Raw genomic sequence first — 16,349 nt, forward strand, 5'->3', positions numbered from 1 at the left:
GCGCGTCCGCTCGCGGAATTCCTCCGGAGTACTCGCCGAGGTCGCGCCCGATATCATGATCGGCGCACTACAGTGGTCGTGTGGCCGCAATTTTTTGGCTGGTCGCGGGCGTTCTGCTCGCGGCGGCGGAGATGCTCACCGGCGATTTCACGCTGCTGATGCTCGGTGTCGCCGCGCTGGGCACCGCGGGCGTCAGCGCGGCGGCGGACACCTCGCTGGTGGTGGACGCCATCGTCTTCGCAGTGGTCTCGGCGGTGCTGTTCCTCGGCGTGCGCCCGATCATCCGGCGTCGCTTCGGAACTCCGCCGCCGACGCCGACGAACGTGGACGCCCTGCCGGGGAAGACCGCCCTGGTGCTCGAACGGGTCGCGGAGCACTCCGGTCAGGTGAAGCTGGGCGGGGAGGTCTGGACCGCGCGGCCGATGGATACGAGCGAAGTCTATGAACCGGGTACGACCGTGTATGTCATGAAGATCGACGGCGCTACCGCCGTCGTCTGGAAGGGGCCTTGATGGCTGTACTGATCGTTGCCGCCGTCCTCGTCTTGCTGGTCGTGGTGGTGGTCTTCAAGTCGATCGCGCTGGTGCCGCAGGCCGAGGCGGCGGTGATCGAGCGGCTGGGCCGGTATTCGCGGACCGTGTCCGGCCAGCTGACATTCCTGGTGCCGTTCGCCGACCGGGTCCGCGCCAAGGTGGATCTGCGGGAGCGGGTGGTGTCGTTCCCGCCGCAGCCGGTGATCACCGAGGACAACCTGACCCTGCACATCGACACCGTGGTCTATTTCCAGGTGACCAGCCCGCAGGCGGCGGTGTACGAGATCAGCAACTACATCGCCGCCGTCGAGCAGCTGACGGTCACCACGCTGCGCAACGTGGTCGGCGGCATGACGCTCGAGCAGACCCTGACCTCCCGCGACGCGATCAACGGCCAGCTGCGCGGCGTGCTGGACGAGGCGACCGGGCGCTGGGGTCTGCGCGTCGCGCGGGTCGAGCTGAAGAGCATCGATCCGCCTCCCTCGATCCAGGAATCGATGGAGAAGCAGATGAAGGCCGACCGCGAGAAGCGCGCCATGATCCTCACCGCCGAGGGCCAGCGCGAATCGCAGATCAAGACGGCCGAGGGCTCGAAACAGGCGCAGATCCTGTCCGCCGAGGGCGCCAAGCAGTCGGCGATCCTGGCCGCCGAAGGTGAACGGCAGAGCCGCATCCTGCGGGCGCAGGGTGAGCGCGCCGCCGCCTACTTGCAGGCGCAAGGCCAGGCCAAGGCCATCGAAAAGGTCTTCGCCGCCATCAAATCCGGCAAACCGACGCCGGAACTGCTTGCCTATCAATACATGCAGACGCTGCCCATGGTCGCGCGCGGTGACGCCAACAAGGTGTGGTTGGTGCCCAGCGACTTCGGCAAAGCACTCGAAGGGTTCGCCAAGAGCTTCGGCACGCAGGGCGAGGACGGCGTGTTCCGGTACGAGCCGCCCGCCTCCGACGGCGCGGAAGTCAAGCCGGAGGACGACTCCGACGTCGCGGACTGGTTCGATACCGCGCCGGACCCGACCATCGAGCGCGCCGTGCGGGCCGCCGAGGCGACGGCGCGGACTCCGGTCGAGGGGCTGACTCCGACACCGCCTCCGCAGAACTTCGAACCGTCGCCGCACCAGCCGGTCATTCCTCCGCACGAGGCTTTCCCGGCCCAGCAGCCGCCGCCACAGGAGCCGCCGCAGCAACCTCCGGCCCAGCGCCCGGACGACCCGCACGGCCGTCCTTGGCAGCCGCCGGAGAATTTCTCGAAATAGGCACACATCCCAGCCGCCCCGGACTCGCCCGAGTCCGGGGCGGTCGTGTCGGCGCCGCTGAATCGCTCAGCCGGGCAGTCCGGCGGCGCGGATCGCCGGGAGCATGACATCGGCGACGCCACGCATGCCCTGCGGGGTGAGGTGGTAGGGAATGAGTGTCTCGGTGGCGACCACGGGGTCGATCCAACGGACGCCGACCGGCGCGCACGCATCGCGGCCCGTCGAGGCGGTGCGGGTGTCGACATAGGTGGCGCCGTGCGCGGTGGCTACCCGGGCCACCACGGTGTTGAGACGGTCGAAGGCGGCTTGGATGGGCGCGGCGTCGGACGGGCGCAGACCGACCAGCTCCGGACAGCCGCCGTCGCGCACATAGGTCGGCCAGCCGTCGACCACGATCGTCGCCCGCGGCGCCAGGGACGAGATCTGTTGCAGGGCGGTCGCATAGGACGTCGCGATCGCCTCGATGTCGGCGTCCCAGCCCGGTCCGGCGCACCCGCCGATACCGGAGAGGCCGTAGACATGACAGGCGACGATGTGCTCGGCCATCAAGGCGTCGTTGGCGCCGATGTGCACTGTGACCAACCTGGTGGCCGGGCCGAGGGCGTCGAACTGGGGTGGGATGCCCGGCCCCTGCGCGGCGGTGAGATCCGGGATGCGCGCGGAGTTGCAGGTGCGGTCGTCGATCCGCAGACCCAGGTCCGCGGCGATCAGTTTCGGGGTGTTCGCGGTCGAGCGGAGACATCGAGGTGGGGACGTGACGTCGTAGTTCCGCACGCCGGTGGTGGCCGCCCCGGAATCACCCAGCGCGACGTATTCGGCCCCGGCTCCGGGGGCGGCCTCGGCGGGGGCGGTGGCGCCCAAGGCGATCAGGCAGGCGATGACCGCCGCGGCCCGCGCAGGGTTCGTCATGTCGGGTCCTTTGTCCGTCGCATGGTCGGCGCGCTCACTGGACACCTACGTCTCGCTGTGCCGAACGCTACTCGGCGAGCCGAGCCCGTGGGCGCGATCGGGTGGCAGACTTCCAGCTATGACGACATCTGGATGGGCCGACGTGGACCGCTATCTGGTGGAGACACTGGTGGCGGACCCCGATTCCGACGCGGCGCTGGACGCGAACAAGGCGGCCGGCCTACCTCCGATCGACGTGTCACCGCCGCAGGGGAAGTTCCTGCACCTGCTGGCCAGGACGGTCGCGGCGCGGCGCGTGCTGGAGATCGGCACGCTCGGCGGGTACAGCACGATCTGGCTCGCCCGGGCAGTCGGCCCCAAGGGGCGGGTGATCACGCTGGAGTTCTCCGCCCAGCACGCCGACGTGGCGCGGGCGAACCTGGAGCGAGCCGGTGTCGGCGACCGGGTGGAGATCCGGGTCGGCGCCGCGCTGGACAGCTTGCCCGTGCTGGCGGAGGAGGACCCGGACCCGTTCGACTTGGTGTTCATCGACGCGGACAAGGTGAACAACTCGAACTACGTGCTGTGGGCGCTGCGGCTGACCCGGCCCGGCTCGGTGATCATCGTCGACAATGTGGTCCGCGGCGGCAGGATCGCCGAGGAGCATTCCGAGGACCCCAACGCACAGGCAAGCCGCGAGCTGGTCGAGTTGCTCGCCGCCGAACCGAGCCTGGATGCGACCGTGGTCCAGACCGTCGGCGGCAAGGGCTGGGACGGTTTCGCTTATGCCGTGGTGAACGGCGACGGCGTCGAGTGAACGGGCGCTAGGGTTCCAGCACCACTTTTCCGGTCGTTCCGCGCGTCTCCAGCGCGCGGTGGGCGGCGGCCGCGTCGGCGAGCGCGAAGCGATGCACGGCCGGACGCAACCGGCCCGCGGCCGCCTCGGCCATCGCGCGCTCCTCCAGGACGCGCAGATCGCCGCCGGCTCGCGCCAGCATCGGCGGGCCGATCACCATCTCCGACGTGATCCCGCGTGCGGCCAGATCGTCGGCGGAAAGCCGCACCGGACCGTCGTCCGCCGACTTGCCGGACCAGCCGTAGACCAGATGCCGCCCACCGGGGGCGAGCAGGTCGATGCCGGTGCGGGCGACGGCGCCGCCCACCGAGTCGAACAGCACGTGCACCCCGCGATCGCCGACGAGTGCACGCACCCGGTCGGGCCAGTCCGGCAACAGGTAGTCCACCGCGAGGTCGGCGCCGTTGCGGCGCACGGGATCCAGTTTCGCGGGGCCACCGGCGGCGCCGATCACCGTGGCTCCGGCGTTCTTCGCGTACTGCACGAGCAAGGTTCCGATACCGCCCGCCGCGGCCGTCACCAGGACAACGCTGCCGGGCTCCAGATCGGCGAACTGAAGGATGCCCATGGTCGTGCGCCCGGTGCCGATCATCGCCACCGCCTCCGCGGCGTCCAGGTCGGCGGGGATCTCGTGCAGCCGGGCGGCGTCGGTCACGGCCAGCTCGGCGTAACCGCCGGGCACCGCGCCGAGATGGGCGACCACGCGCGCGCCGAGCAGACCAGCGGACACGCCATCGCCCACCCGGTCCACCGTGCCCGCGACTTCGCGTCCGGGAACGGTGGGCAGCTCGGGCAACGGAAACGGCCCCGGTTCGCCTCTGCGCAGCACGGTGTCGATCAGATGCACACCGGCGGCCGCGACCGCGATGCGCACCTGCCCGGGGCTGGGCACGGGATCGGGAACGGTTTCGTAGCGCAGGTTCTCGGCCGGGCCGAAGGCATGAAGGCGAATGGCGTGCACGGTGACTCCTGTTCGTGAGCGGTCGCCGGCCAGCCTGCAACATCAAGTCAGCTCGAGGTCAATTCGTCGCGTCGCGCGGCTCTGACCTCGAATCCGTCGCACAGCGCGGTGAGCCCGTCGTAGAGCAGTTCCTCCTGGGTCAGGTCGCGCACGCCGCTGCCCGCGAGATCCGTCAGGGCGGTGGGGACCGGTCCCTGGGCCGTGCCGTTCAGCAGTGTCCGCAGCGCGTTGTCCCCGCCGGGATCCATGCCCTTGCGCGCCATCAGCTCGGCGCTGATCTCCGGCAGGGTCGCGCCGGAGATGTAATTCCACACGGTGAAGGACATACCGGTCGCCTCGCGGGTGGACACGCCGAGTTCCAGGAAGCCGTCCACCAGCCACGCCAGGCAGGCCAGGCTCTGCGGTCCGAAGCTGTAGCGCGGAGTGGCGAAGGTGAGCAGTACCCACGGGTGCTGCCGGTAGAGGGCCCAGTCGACCTCGGCGGCGATGCGTACCCGGTCGCGCCAGGTCCACCGCTGTCCTTCGGGGGAGGGATAGGGATTGCGCCGGGCCACTTCGTCGGTCATCAGCGCGAGCAGTTCGTCCTTGTTCGCGACGTGGCGATACAGCGACATGGCGCCCACCCCGAGCCGATCGGCGATGCGCCGCATGGACAGTGCGTCCAAGCCCTCGGCGTCGGCGAGCTCGATCGCGGTGTCGACAATGGCGGCGCGGTGCAGCATGCGTACACTGTACCCGGAGTCGTGCGTACGACGTACGCGTCAGTGAGAGGATGTCGGGTGATGACAGAGGTGCAGCCGGTGCGAACCACGCCGTCCACCACGGGTTCGCGCCGCGCCTGGCTGGGCCTCGCGGTCCTGTTGCTGCCGGTGCTGCTGGTGTCGATGGACATCTCGGTGCTGTTCCTCGCGCTGCCGACGCTGACCCTGGATCTCGACCCGTCGGCGGACCAGCAGTTGTGGATCCTGGATATCTACGGCTTCTTGATCGCGGGCCTGCTGATCACCATGGGCAACCTCGGCGACCGGATCGGGCGGCGCAACATCTTGCTGGCGGGCGCGGCGGTCTTCGGCATCGCGTCGGTGATCGCCGGGTTCGCCCCCAGCGCCGGCGTGCTGATCGCGGCGCGGGCGCTGATGGGCATCGGTGGCGCGACGCTGCTGCCGTCCAGCCTGGCGCTGATCTCCAGCCTGTTCCCGGACGCCAGGGAGCGAGCCGCCGCGATCGGTGTCTGGACGGCGTTCTTCGCCGGTGGCTCGGCTGTGGGGCCGGTCATCGGGGGCATCCTGCTGCATCACTTCTGGTGGGGTTCGGTGTTCCTCATCAATATCCCGGTGCTGCTGGTCCTGCTCGCGTTCGGTCCGCTCGTGCTGCCGGAGCACCGAGCGGGGGCGCGGGGGCCGCTGGACCTGCCGAGCGTCGCCCTGTCGATCGGCGGCATCCTGCCGGTGGTGTACGGCATCAAGCACGCCGCCACCGAAGGCATCGATGCGCAGGCGATCGTCGTCGCGCTGATCGGCGCGGTGATCCTGACCGTCTTCGTGCGTAGGCAGCGGCAACTCGACGAACCCCTGCTGGACCTGCGGTTGTTCGCCCGCCCGCAATTCTCGGTCGCCATCGGCGCCAGCCTGACGGGCATGATGTCACTGGCCGGTCTGAGCTACCTGACCAGCATCTATCTGCAGTCGGTGACCGGGCGCACGCCGCTGGCGGCGGCCTTGCTCGGCATTCCGATGGCGATCGCGGTGTTCGTCTGCTCGGTGGGCGGCGCCCGGGTCGGGCATCGCTTCGGCGCGCGCGCCACCTTCGTGTTCGCCCTGCTCGCCTCCGCGGTGGGCAATCTGATGCTGCTCGGCGTCGGCGCGCACGACGGACTCTGGTGGTATCTGACCGGATCCGCGATCGCCGGAGTCGGCTACGGTCTGGCGTTCACACTGGTGTCCGAGGTCGCGGTGTCCTCGGTGCCGCCGGAGCGGGCCGGGTCGGCGGTCGGCATCTCGGAGACCAGCTTCGAACTGGGCAACGCGCTGGGCTTGGCGCTGCTCGGTTCGCTCGCCGCGCTGATCTTCCGGTCCGGGGGCGACTACGCGGAGACCCTCGGCGAGACCATCCAGCACGCCGGCGGCGACGCGGCGCTGATCGACGCGGCCCGGGGGTCCTTCGTCGACGGCATGCACGTCGCGGTGGCCGTCGGCGCGGCGGCGCTCACCGCGATGGCGCTGATCGCGCGTTTCGCTTCGCCACGCCCGCGCTGAGCCGGGATCAGCGGCCGAACACCGTCGCCACGACCTCGGCTGCCCAGCGGTTCATCGGCCGGATGATCGCGCCGTGTGCCCAGCGGACCGGGCGCACCACCAGCGCATGCCAGACGACCGCCAGGGCGGCGAACACCGGGCGCAGTACGCAGCGGTACACCGCCCGGCACGGCGCCACCACGAGGACGCCCACGACGAGGGTGGCCACACGCCACCCGTATCGTGCGGTCGTGCGCAGCACGCTCCACAGCGGGCGCAGCACCCAGCGCCACAGTTGCGTCAGCGGCCAGACGATCAACCACTCGACGGTGCGATGGCACACCCATGCGATGGCATAGACGACCGGGTAGACCACCCAGCGCAGCAGCCAAGCCCCCACGGGGCGAATGATCCTGCGCCACAGGAAGATTTCCACCGCCCGCCGCAGCGGTCGCAACAGGTACTCGAGCAGGAAGGACAGGAGCGGCGTGAGCACCAAACCCCACAGCAGATGCTGGATCACCCAGCCCCACAAGAAGTCCTTCGCGACGATCCAGGCCGGCCGCAGCACCCAGTGCCAGACCAGTTCGGCCGCCGGAACCACCAGGTACCGCACGACATACCCGAGCGCCGCTCCGGTGACGCGGCCCAGCAGGACAATGCCTTCCCACAACAGGCGGATCGGGACCAGCACGACGATCGCGATGCCGCGCGCGATCCATTGTGCGATCGATACCTGTGTATCCGGCGTCGACACCGTGTTCCCCCTCGGCTGACCACCTGGGCAAGGCCCGGGCGAAGAATCCGTGCGATCCCACATTCGATCACACGAGTGGCGCTGTGCGCGTGAGTAGAAATGCTCGAGCCGCGCACCGGCGCATCGCCGCCTACCTCACCCGCCAGGACCTGCCGCGGCTCGTACGGGACATGTCGCGCGCGGACCGATCGCGCGAAGCCCGGGTGGGCGCCCCGAACAACGCCTACAGTCGAATTCGTGAACCGAGCCCGGCCTGCGAGCAACGGTCGTCCGGTCGCCGAACGGGTGGCGACGCGACTGCTGTATCCCACGTCGCGTCCGCCGGACGAGGCGTTGCGCGCCGCGGTTGGCGGCAAGATCGTGCTGGTCACCGGTTCGTCGCACGGGATAGGCAAGGCCAGCGCGCGCAAGCTGGCGGCGGCGGGCGCGACCGTGCTGCTCGTGGCCCGCTCCGGCGGCGAACTCGAGCAGGTGGCCGCGGAGATCACTGCCGCGGGCGGCATCGCGCACACCTACCCCACCGATCTCACGGACATGGACGCCGTCGAACGGCTCGGCCGCCTGCTCCTCGACGAACACGGCCACCTCGACATGGTGATCAACAACGCCGGCAAATCGATCCGCCGCCCGATCGATGAGTCCTATGACCGTTTCCACGATTTCACCCGCACCATCGAGGTGAACTACCTGGGTCCGGTGCGCCTGCTGCTCACACTGCTGCCCGCGATGCGCGCGCGGCGACAGGGCCACATCGTCAACGTGTCGACCTGGGGTGTGCGCATGCCACCCGCGCCGCGCTGGGCTGCCTACGGTGCCTCCAAATCCGCCTTCGACGTCTGGCTGCGCAGCGTGGCGGCGGAGGTGGCCGCCGACGGCGTCACCACCACCTCGATCTATCTGCCGCTCGTGCACACGAGGATGAGCGCGCCCACGGACTTCAGCCGCGTCCCCGGGCTCACCGTGGCCGAGGCCGCCGACCTCGTCTGCCACGCGGTGACCGCGAAGCCGCGCGAGATCGCCCCGTGGTGGTCGGGCCCGGTGCAGGCGTGGACCGATCTGACCCGGGGCCGCGCCCAGCGATTCATGGAGCGCGCTTTCCGTCGCTGACCTGGAATGCCAGGAAGCTCTGGGCGTGCGGTCGGCGCACCGGGACATAGGATCGACTAATGCGTGCACCCGCTGCGACCGATCCGGCTGCGTCCGGCTTGACGACGCTGCTCGCGCTCGCCGACTCGCGGCTGCCCATCGGCGGGCACGTGCACTCCGGCGGTGTGGAGGAAGCCGTCGCCTCCGGCGTGCTCCGCGACGTCGCGACGGTGGAACTGTACCTGCGCCGCCGGATCCGGACGTCGGGGCTGGTGGCCGCATCGCTCGCCGCGGCGGTATGCGCGGGCGAGCTGGATCCGGCGCGGGCGGAGACAGAAGCCGACGCGCGCACGCCCGCCCCCGCGGCACGAACCGCGTCCCGGGCCCAAGGCCGCGGCCTGGCGCGGCTGGCGAAACAGCTGTGGCCCCGGCACGATTGGTCGTCACTGGGGACGACACCGCATCTGTCCACGGTCTTCGGGATGGTCGGTGCGGCCGCCGCGGTGCCGCCCCGGGAGATCGCGGGCGTGGTCGTCTACACGACGCTCACCGGGGCCGCCACCGCGGCACAGCGCTTGCTGGCCCTGGATCCCGCCGCGATCGCCGCGTGCACCATCCGCCTGGCCGGCCTGTGCGACCGCGTCGCCGCCGAGGCCGCGACCGGTCTGGCCGCGATGTCCGATCCGCTGCAGGACGTGCTCGCCGAGCGCCATCGGCAGCGGGACATGCCCCTGTTCGCGAGTTGAAGCCCCGGAAGAAGGAGACCGCGCCATGCCCCCGCACCTGATCGACGGTGAGCCGCACGACCACGGTCACGATCGGCCGAAACGCGACCGCACGCCCGGGGAGGCGCTGCGCATCGGCATCGGTGGCCCGGTCGGCTCCGGGAAGACCGCGCTGGTGGCGGCGTTGTGCAGGCAGTTGCGCGACGAACTGTCGCTGGCGGTGCTGACCAACGACATCTACACCACCGAGGACGCCGACTTCCTGCGCAGGCACGCGGTCCTGCCGGACGAGCGGATTACCGCCGTGCAGACCGGCGGCTGCCCGCACACCGCCATCCGCGACGACATCACCGCCAACCTCGACGCCATCGATGATCTGGTCGCCGCCAACCCGCCGCTGGATCTGATCCTGGTCGAATCCGGCGGCGACAATCTCACCGCGACCTTCTCCTCCGGGCTGATCGACGTGCAGATCTTCGTGGTGGACGTGGCGGGCGGTGACAAGGTGCCCCGCAAAGGCGGTCCGGGCGTGACCTTCTCGGACCTGCTGGTGGTCAACAAGACCGATCTGGCGCCGCTGGTCGGCGCCGACCTCGGTGTGATGGAGCGGGACGCGGCGCGGGTGCGTGGGGAGCGGCCGACGGTGCTGATCTCGCTCACCGAGGACCCCGCGGCGACGCCGGTACTGGCCTGGGTGCGCGAGCAACTGCGCGTGGTCGCCGAGCGGGACCGCGCGGACGAATCCGCCGCCGCCCACTGAATGCCGCTGGTGCGCACCGAGTTACGAATATTCGCTCACCCGGCGGCCCTACCGGAGATCCATGCCTGCGGCGGGTTGTCGGCCCGCCGCACCGGCCCGCGAACGGTCCATCTGATCGGCACCGCCGCCACGCCCCTGGGCGGCGACGAACTCGACGTCGTGATCATGGTCGCACCCGGCGCCGAACTGGTGGTGCGCTCGGTCGCGGCGACTCTCGCGCTACCGGGCCCGGCGACGCTCCTGTCGTCCGGACGCTGGCACCTGGAGGTCGGCAGCGGGGGAGTGCTGGATTTCGATCCGGAGCCGATGATCGTCGCGGGTGGCGCGCGGCACCACTCGGTCACCACGATCCGGTTGGCCTCCGCCGCCCGGCTGCGCATGCGCGAACGTGTCCAGGTCGGCCGCGCGGGCGAGGACGGCGGCCAGTGGCAAGGAGACCTCATCGCCGACGTGGACGACATCCCGTTGCTGCGCCACCGGCTGGCGCTGGGCGCGGGCACACCGGTCGATGACGTGCTGGCCGCGCCGCGTGCCCTGGAGAGCGAACTCGTCTATCCGGACGAATGCGCGGCGGCGACTACCGGTTTGACGCAGAGCCGGTTGCCGCTGGCGGCGGGCGGCAGTTTGTTCACCCGCACCGGGCCGGTGCTGCGCGTGTCCGGCGTGGAGCACGCCGAGGTGAAGAGCTGATCAGTGGCGGATCGGCCGTGCGACTCCGGTCCGCGGTGTGTGTCCACCTCCCGGGCGGCCCTGTCGGGAACGATCACGAACGGTCCCGTGCCGTATGTGGGATTTGTTCCCCAGAGGTGTAATTCGACCGAGACCTGGAGAAAGAAAGGGTGGGAGCTCGACAGCGTCGTCGGGTTCCCACCCTTCCGGCTCGCTTCTCGGAAACGTCATCCGGTCAGCCGTTGGCCGTATCGGCGGTCTCAGGAGCCGTCTCGCCTGCCTCCGGGGCCGGGGCGGCCGGCTGTGGTGCGCTGAGCGCCCGCGGCGGCGCGCTGAGCGCGTGCACGACCCCGAGTCCAGCGCCGATGCCCGCACCGATGGCGGACAACGGGGCGGCCATCAGAGCCGCACCGTAGGCCGCCCCGATCGGGCCCGCCGCGAGGCCGATCGGCGCGAACGGCAAACCGATGGCCAGTGCGAGACCGCCGCCGACGGCCGCCCCGAACAGCGCGAACGGGCTGGCGAACACGAAGCCCGCCGCCGCGCCGATCGCGGCGGCACCCATCGTCTGGCCGGCGACGCGGTCGGACCGCGTGCGCTCCATCCCGATCGAATCGAAGAACGTCGCCATATTCGCCTCGGCCATGGCGGCGGTGTCGTTGATCTGGATCGCCTGCTCCCGATAGAGCCATTCCGGTGCGTCGACCTGCACGTCGCCGAAGCGCAACTTGCCGGACGGCGGCGCGATCGGCGGTACCGGGGGCACCGGAACCGGCGCATGCAGCCCGACCAGCGGAGCCAGGTACTGGTGATCGGGCAGTGGACGTGCCCATTGCAACGAACTCAGGATGTCGTCCGGAATCCGCAGACCCTCGTACGGACGCACGTTCGGCGCCTCCGCGGCGGGCCACTGGGCCCCTTCGGTCTGATCGGCGGAATCCGTCCTGGTCACCGGAACGGGATGATCGGGCTCGGCGTTCGCCGTCCCGGTTCCCACCAGCGCGAGAACGAGAGGAACCGCCCCCACGGCGACCAGGGAGCCCAATTTCGGCCGGTGCGGTTTGGGTGCTCGGTGCTTGCCCGTGCCCATAGATCACCTTTCATCCGAAGGAGACGTCGACGCCTCACATTCGGATCCGCTGGGCGACCTGGATTGGTCGAACGCGCTATGACGGCCGATCAGCCGGCTTTGGCGTCGGTATGCGCCTTGTCCACGGCGACGCGGCTGTTGGTGGAGGCACCGAGCGCGGCGGCCAGTTGTTCGGCGTCCTCGTCGTCGCCGTTGCTGATCGCCTCCAAGGCAAGCCGGGCGAACACCCACTGTTCGGTGGCTGCCATCTGCCCGCGGCTGCGGCCGAGGAAGGTGACGAACCACTGGATCACGGTGACGATCCGGCTGCGGTAGCCCACCAGGTAGTACAGGTGCAGCGCCAGCCAGGCCAGCCACGCGATGAACCCGCCGAACTCCAGCTTGCCCACCTGGCACACGGCGCTGAACCGCGAGATGGTGGCCATGCTGCCCTTGTTGAAGTACTTGAACGGCTTGCGCTCCTGCGGCGCCTGGCCCTTCAGTCCCGCCTTGATCTGCTTGGCTGCGTAGGTCGCGCCCTGGATGGCGCCCTGCGCCTGACCGGGCACGTTCGGCACCGACATCAGATCGCCGACCACGAAGACGTTCGGGTGGCCCTTGACGGTCAGATCCGGTTCCACCACGACCCGGCCCGCGCGGTCGACCTCCGTGCCGTCGGACTGATCGGCGATCAGCTTGCCCAGCGGGCTGGCCTGCACGCCCGCCGACCAGACCTTGCACGCCGACTCGATCCGGCGGATCGTTCCGTCGGAATCCTTCACCGTGACGCCGAACGCGTCGACATCGATCACCATGGCGTTGAGCTGGATCTCCACGCCCATCTTCTCCAGCCGGCGTTCGGCCTTGCCGCCCAGCTTCGGCCCCATCGGCCCGAGCACCGCGCCCGCGCCCTCGATGAGCACGACCCGCGCGTCGCGCGGATCGATGTTGTGGAAGGTGCCCTCCAGCGTGCGGTCGGACAGCTCGGCGATCTGCCCGGCCAGCTCCACGCCGGTCGGTCCGGCGCCGACGATGACGAAGGTCAGCAGCCGGTCGCGTTCCTCTTGGGTGGTGGCGAGTTCGGCCTGCTCGAAGGCGCCGAGGATCCGGCCGCGCAGCTCGAGCGCGTCATCGATGGTCTTCATGCCGGGCGCGTAGGTGGCGAACCGGTCGTTGCCGAAGTAGGACTGCTGGGCGCCGGTCGCGACGATCAGGCTGTCGAACGGGGTGACCGTGTCCTGGTCGAGCAGGCGCGAGGTCACCGTGTTGTTGGTCAGGTCGATGTCGGTGACCTCGCCTAGTAGCACCTGTGCGTTCTTCTGCTTGCGTAGCACCAGCCGGGTGGCGGGCGCGATCTCGCCGACCGAGAGGATGCCGGTGGCGACCTGGTAGAGCAGCGGCTGGAACAGGTGGGTCGAGGTCTTCGAGATCAGCGTGACGTCGACGTCGGCGCGCTTGAGGTGCTTGGTGCCGAACAGGCCGCCGAAGCCCGAGCCGATCACCACCACCCGGTGCCGGCCGTTCTCGACAGTCTGAGTGCTCATCGTGCTGCTCCTCGATGGACCTTGGGGGTCGTCCCCGGCGGCGGTTCCTGACAGCTAAACCGTAGCCGCCGCGCCGGGCAGCGTCACGACGAGATCCCCGTTCCTGGCGTGTTGCGGTGCGACGTCTCACCGTCGCCGGGCCGGCGCGGGGAGGTTCGTCGCGGCCGAACCGGCCGAGCGGGGGAGGTGGAGAGCCTACGATGGTACCTGTCGCTCAGGGAGGATTGCCATGGTCGCCGGTGACCGTGCGGTCGGCCGAAAGCCGAGCATGCAGGCCGAATCGGAGAATATCGCGCTGATCGAGGTACCGCACGGCCATCTGATCGACCGGGCGCTCGGGTTGCTGCCGGAACGGCGCCAGGTGCTGGCCACCCCGCCGCGGGGCAGCGACACCGTCCCGGTGCTCGGCGATGCCGGATTGCCCTATCTGGGCCGGGCGCTGCACTACATGCGCTGGGGTCCGGCCGAGATGATGGAGCGCTACCGCCGGTACGGACCCGTCTCGCTGAACACCTCGCTCGGTGTCGACCGCGTGCTGGTCGCGGGACCGGACGCGCTCGACGAAGTGCTCGGTCACCGCCGCCGCGATTTCGGCCAGGGCTGGGACTATTTCATCGGTCCGTTCTTCCGGCGCGGCCTGCTGCTGCTGGAGTTCGACGAGCACAAATTCCATCGCAGGATCATGCAGCAGGCGTTCACCAGGGACCGGCTGGAAGCGCACCTGGCCGCGCTGACGCCGGTGGTGCGGGCGAGCATCGCACGCTGGGTGCCGCGCGAGCGCGAAGCCGAACGCACGGTGCGGCTGTATCCGACGATCAAAGAGCTGACCCTCGACGTCGCGGGCGGGACTTTCATGGCCGCGGACGTCGGTCCGCGGCGCAGGCAATTGATCGACGCGTTCGTCGACTGCACCCACGCGGGTCTGTCGATCATCCGGCACCCGGTGCCCGGCGGCCACTGGCGGGCCGGGTTACGCGGCCGGAGAGTGCTCGAGGACTACTTCACCGCGCTGCTGCCGGAGAAACGCCGCGCCGAGTCGGCGGACTTCTTCTCGGGGTTGTGCCACGCCCGCAGCGAGGACGGCGGCGTCTTCGGTGACGCGGACGTGGTGAACCACATGATCTTCCTGATCATGGCCGCGCACGACACCACCACGACGACCGCCACCGCCGTCGCCTACTACCTGGGCAAACACCCCGACTGGCAGCAGCGGGTGCGCGCCGAGGTGCTCGACATGGACGCGCGCCTCGGCGACGCCCCACCGGCCATCGCGGACCTCGAGGCGCTGCGCGACCTGGATCTGGTGGTGCGGGAGAGCCTGCGGCTGATGCCGCCGGTGCCCGGACTGGCGCGCCGCGCCGTGCGCGACACCGAGATCGCGGGTCACTACATTCCGGCGGGCGCTCCCGTCGACCTCGCCTACCAGGTGAACCACCTGTTGCCCGAACTGTGGACCCACCCCGAGCGCTTCGATCCGGAGCGGTTCGACGAGCGGCGGCGCGAGGACAAGTCGCACCGTCTGGCCTGGATGCCGTTCGGAGCGGGCGCGCACAAGTGCATCGGGATGCACTTCGGCACGTTCGAGGTGAAGACGGTGATCGCCGCCCTGGTGCGCGAGTACGAGTGGCGGATCCCCGAGAAATACCGCATACCCTGGGGATTCACCACGATCCCGTTCCCCAGGGACGGTGCGCCGATGACGCTGCGCCGACGCGCGGCCGCCTGAGCGGCCCCGCGCTCAGCGGCCCGCGAGCAGCATCTCCGCGAGTTTGGTGTCGGTCTCGGCGCCCTCGGTGTAGCCGCCCGCGTCACCCAGCGAACTCATGATGGCCAGGGTGTAGCGCTCGCCCGGGCCCGCGAAGCCGACCGAGTTGACCACCCAGCCGCCCTGCTCGGCCGACCAGCCGTTCTTCAGGCCGGGACGCATGCTCGCGCCCGCGCCCCACACGCCCCAGTGCTGGTTGGAGTCCACCGCGCGCATCCGGTCGACCAGGTAGTTGCGGTCGTCGGGATGCATGCGGTTGAGGATATGGTCCATCAGCCGGTCGAGGTCGGCGGCGGTGCACTTCTGGAACGACCAGTCCGGGAACAGCGCGGTGTTGGTCGGCTGCGGAACCAGCGAGGTCATCCCGTTGGCGCGGAAAGCGTTGTTGTAGGCCATCCGGTCGATCCCCGCGTACTTGGTCCAGAGCAGGTCGGCGGCGCCGTCGTTCGAGGTCGCGAGCATGCCCTCCATCAGTCCGCGATCCTCCGGCGACAGGTTGATCGCGCCGACCCGCGCCCGATTGAGCAGGTCCGCGGCGATCGCGAGCTTGATCGTGGACGCGGTCCAGACCGCGTTCTCGGCATTGGCGTTGGCGTAGACGCCACCCGATACCCGGTCACGCAGGACGTAGCCGGTGACACCGGGACGGCTGTTGAGGTAGGCGTCGGCCTTCGCGATGCGGCTGCTCAGATCGCAGTCGAAGCCGGGCAGGCAGCCCTGAGTGTGCGCGAGCGGCGCCGCGCCCGCGATCGGGAGCGCGGCGGGCAGGCTCGGGGCGATGATCGCCGCGGCGGCAAGGACACAGGCGGAGGCGGCCACGCGGGGAACGGTTCGGGTGGCGGGGGACGGATAACGCACGAGGGACCACGATCGCACATCCCGGGTCCGGACGCACGTCTTGAGCTCGGGTCCGCGGTGTGCTAACGCCGGTCCTGGCGGTTGCGCCCCAGCGATTTTCGCTCGTCACCGCAGGCCAGGGCGTCAACGGAAGGCGGCGCGCAGTTCCTCGACGGTGCGTCCGTTGAGCCGGTAGCAGTGCTCGAACGCCTCGCTGTGGCGATCCCGGGGCCAGGAATGCAGGACGACGGTGCGACCGTAGTGGCGCGAGTTGATCAGCTCCCAGCGGTCACCGATCCGGCGGACCGTGAATCCGCCTTTCGGAACCAGGGGAATCACCATCGCATCCATGAACGCGAACCAGCCTTTCGGTGCAGCTCTCTCGTTCCGCCCCGGTGCAAACTCTTAC

The 16,349-nt window shown here is 70.0% G+C and carries 17 protein-coding genes; 9 read left to right on the plus strand and 8 right to left on the minus strand.

Going from position 1 to position 16,349, the window contains the following annotated elements:
• The first annotated feature begins 80 nt into the window (after positions 1-80).
• Positions 81-512 (plus strand): NfeD family protein, encoded by a 432-nt coding sequence (locus QMG86_RS10610; protein ID WP_281879198.1) that lies wholly within the window; start codon positions 81-83, stop codon positions 510-512.
• Positions 512-1,789, plus strand: coding sequence for an SPFH domain-containing protein (locus QMG86_RS10615; RefSeq protein ID WP_281879199.1), 1,278 nt, complete (start codon positions 512-514; stop codon positions 1,787-1,789). Before QMG86_RS10610 ends, QMG86_RS10615 begins: the two co-directional genes overlap by 1 nt.
• Positions 1,790-1,855: 66 nt before the next feature.
• On the opposite strand, the gene QMG86_RS10620 is transcribed toward QMG86_RS10615, so the two are convergent.
• On the minus strand, positions 1,856-2,698 hold the full coding sequence (locus tag QMG86_RS10620) for an SGNH/GDSL hydrolase family protein (RefSeq protein WP_281879201.1): 843 nt from the start codon (positions 2,696-2,698) through the stop codon (positions 1,856-1,858).
• 118 nt (positions 2,699-2,816) lie between these two features.
• On the opposite strand from QMG86_RS10620, the gene QMG86_RS10625 reads away from it, so the two are divergent.
• Positions 2,817-3,494, plus strand: a complete 678-nt coding sequence (locus QMG86_RS10625; RefSeq protein WP_281879203.1) for an O-methyltransferase — start codon at positions 2,817-2,819, stop codon at positions 3,492-3,494.
• 7 nt (positions 3,495-3,501) lie between these two features.
• Here the strand turns inward: QMG86_RS10625 and QMG86_RS10630 are convergent, their stop codons facing one another.
• Both QMG86_RS10630 and QMG86_RS10635 read right to left on the minus strand, forming a co-directional pair.
• Positions 3,502-4,494 carry a zinc-binding dehydrogenase gene (locus QMG86_RS10630; protein WP_281879204.1) on the minus strand — a complete coding sequence of 331 codons (993 nt, stop codon included), beginning with the start codon at positions 4,492-4,494 and terminating at the stop codon, positions 3,502-3,504.
• Positions 4,495-4,541: 47 nt separating this feature from the next.
• Positions 4,542-5,216, minus strand: coding sequence for a TetR/AcrR family transcriptional regulator (locus QMG86_RS10635; RefSeq protein WP_281879206.1), 675 nt, complete (start codon positions 5,214-5,216; stop codon positions 4,542-4,544).
• A 60-nt stretch (positions 5,217-5,276) separates the two neighbouring features.
• Between QMG86_RS10635 and QMG86_RS10640 the strand changes: the two genes are divergently transcribed.
• Positions 5,277-6,749 (plus strand): MFS transporter, encoded by a 1,473-nt coding sequence (locus QMG86_RS10640; protein WP_281879208.1) that lies wholly within the window; start codon positions 5,277-5,279, stop codon positions 6,747-6,749.
• A gap of 7 nt (positions 6,750-6,756) precedes the next feature.
• On the opposite strand, the gene QMG86_RS10645 is transcribed toward QMG86_RS10640, so the two are convergent.
• The gene (locus tag QMG86_RS10645; RefSeq protein ID WP_281879210.1) at positions 6,757-7,485 is read right to left on the minus strand and encodes a hypothetical protein; all 729 of its coding nucleotides are present in this window, start codon (positions 7,483-7,485) and stop codon (positions 6,757-6,759) included.
• A 237-nt stretch (positions 7,486-7,722) separates the two neighbouring features.
• On the opposite strand from QMG86_RS10645, the gene QMG86_RS10650 reads away from it, so the two are divergent.
• Genes QMG86_RS10650 through QMG86_RS10665 form a run of 4 tightly spaced genes read left to right on the plus strand, consistent with a single transcriptional unit; the run spans position 7,723 to position 10,746 of the window.
• A complete protein-coding gene (locus QMG86_RS10650; RefSeq protein ID WP_350356375.1) occupies positions 7,723-8,592 on the plus strand; it encodes an SDR family NAD(P)-dependent oxidoreductase in 870 nt (289 codons plus the stop codon).
• 59 nt (positions 8,593-8,651) lie between these two features.
• The gene (locus QMG86_RS10655) at positions 8,652-9,317 is read left to right on the plus strand and encodes an urease accessory protein UreF (protein ID WP_281879211.1); all 666 of its coding nucleotides are present in this window, start codon (positions 8,652-8,654) and stop codon (positions 9,315-9,317) included.
• Positions 9,318-9,342: 25 nt separating this feature from the next.
• On the plus strand, positions 9,343-10,056 hold the full coding sequence (ureG, locus tag QMG86_RS10660) for an urease accessory protein UreG (RefSeq protein WP_281879213.1): 714 nt from the start codon (positions 9,343-9,345) through the stop codon (positions 10,054-10,056).
• A 9-nt stretch (positions 10,057-10,065) separates the two neighbouring features.
• A complete protein-coding gene (locus tag QMG86_RS10665; RefSeq protein ID WP_281879214.1) occupies positions 10,066-10,746 on the plus strand; it encodes an urease accessory protein UreD in 681 nt (226 codons plus the stop codon).
• Positions 10,747-10,960: 214 nt separating this feature from the next.
• On the opposite strand, the gene QMG86_RS10670 is transcribed toward QMG86_RS10665, so the two are convergent.
• Positions 10,961-11,815, minus strand: coding sequence for a hypothetical protein (locus QMG86_RS10670; RefSeq protein WP_281879215.1), 855 nt, complete (start codon positions 11,813-11,815; stop codon positions 10,961-10,963).
• A gap of 89 nt (positions 11,816-11,904) precedes the next feature.
• Positions 11,905-13,338: an NAD(P)/FAD-dependent oxidoreductase gene (locus tag QMG86_RS10675; protein ID WP_281879216.1), complete on the minus strand. Its 1,434-nt coding sequence runs from the start codon at positions 13,336-13,338 to the stop codon at positions 11,905-11,907.
• A 229-nt stretch (positions 13,339-13,567) separates the two neighbouring features.
• Here QMG86_RS10675 and QMG86_RS10680 point away from each other — a divergent pair, with 229 nt between their 5' ends.
• Complete coding sequence (locus QMG86_RS10680; RefSeq protein WP_281879217.1) at positions 13,568-15,064, plus strand: cytochrome P450; 1,497 nt, start codon at positions 13,568-13,570, stop codon at positions 15,062-15,064.
• 12 nt (positions 15,065-15,076) lie between these two features.
• On the opposite strand, the gene QMG86_RS10685 is transcribed toward QMG86_RS10680, so the two are convergent.
• Positions 15,077-15,922, minus strand: coding sequence for a serine hydrolase (locus QMG86_RS10685; protein ID WP_281879219.1), 846 nt, complete (start codon positions 15,920-15,922; stop codon positions 15,077-15,079).
• Between the two features lie 162 nt (positions 15,923-16,084).
• The gene (locus tag QMG86_RS10690; protein WP_281879220.1) at positions 16,085-16,282 is read right to left on the minus strand and encodes a hypothetical protein; all 198 of its coding nucleotides are present in this window, start codon (positions 16,280-16,282) and stop codon (positions 16,085-16,087) included.
• Positions 16,283-16,349: the final 67 nt, after the last annotated feature.

This window comes from Nocardia sputorum, from assembly GCF_027924405.1.
Classification (GTDB): Bacteria; Actinomycetota; Actinomycetes; order Mycobacteriales; family Mycobacteriaceae; genus Nocardia; species Nocardia sputorum.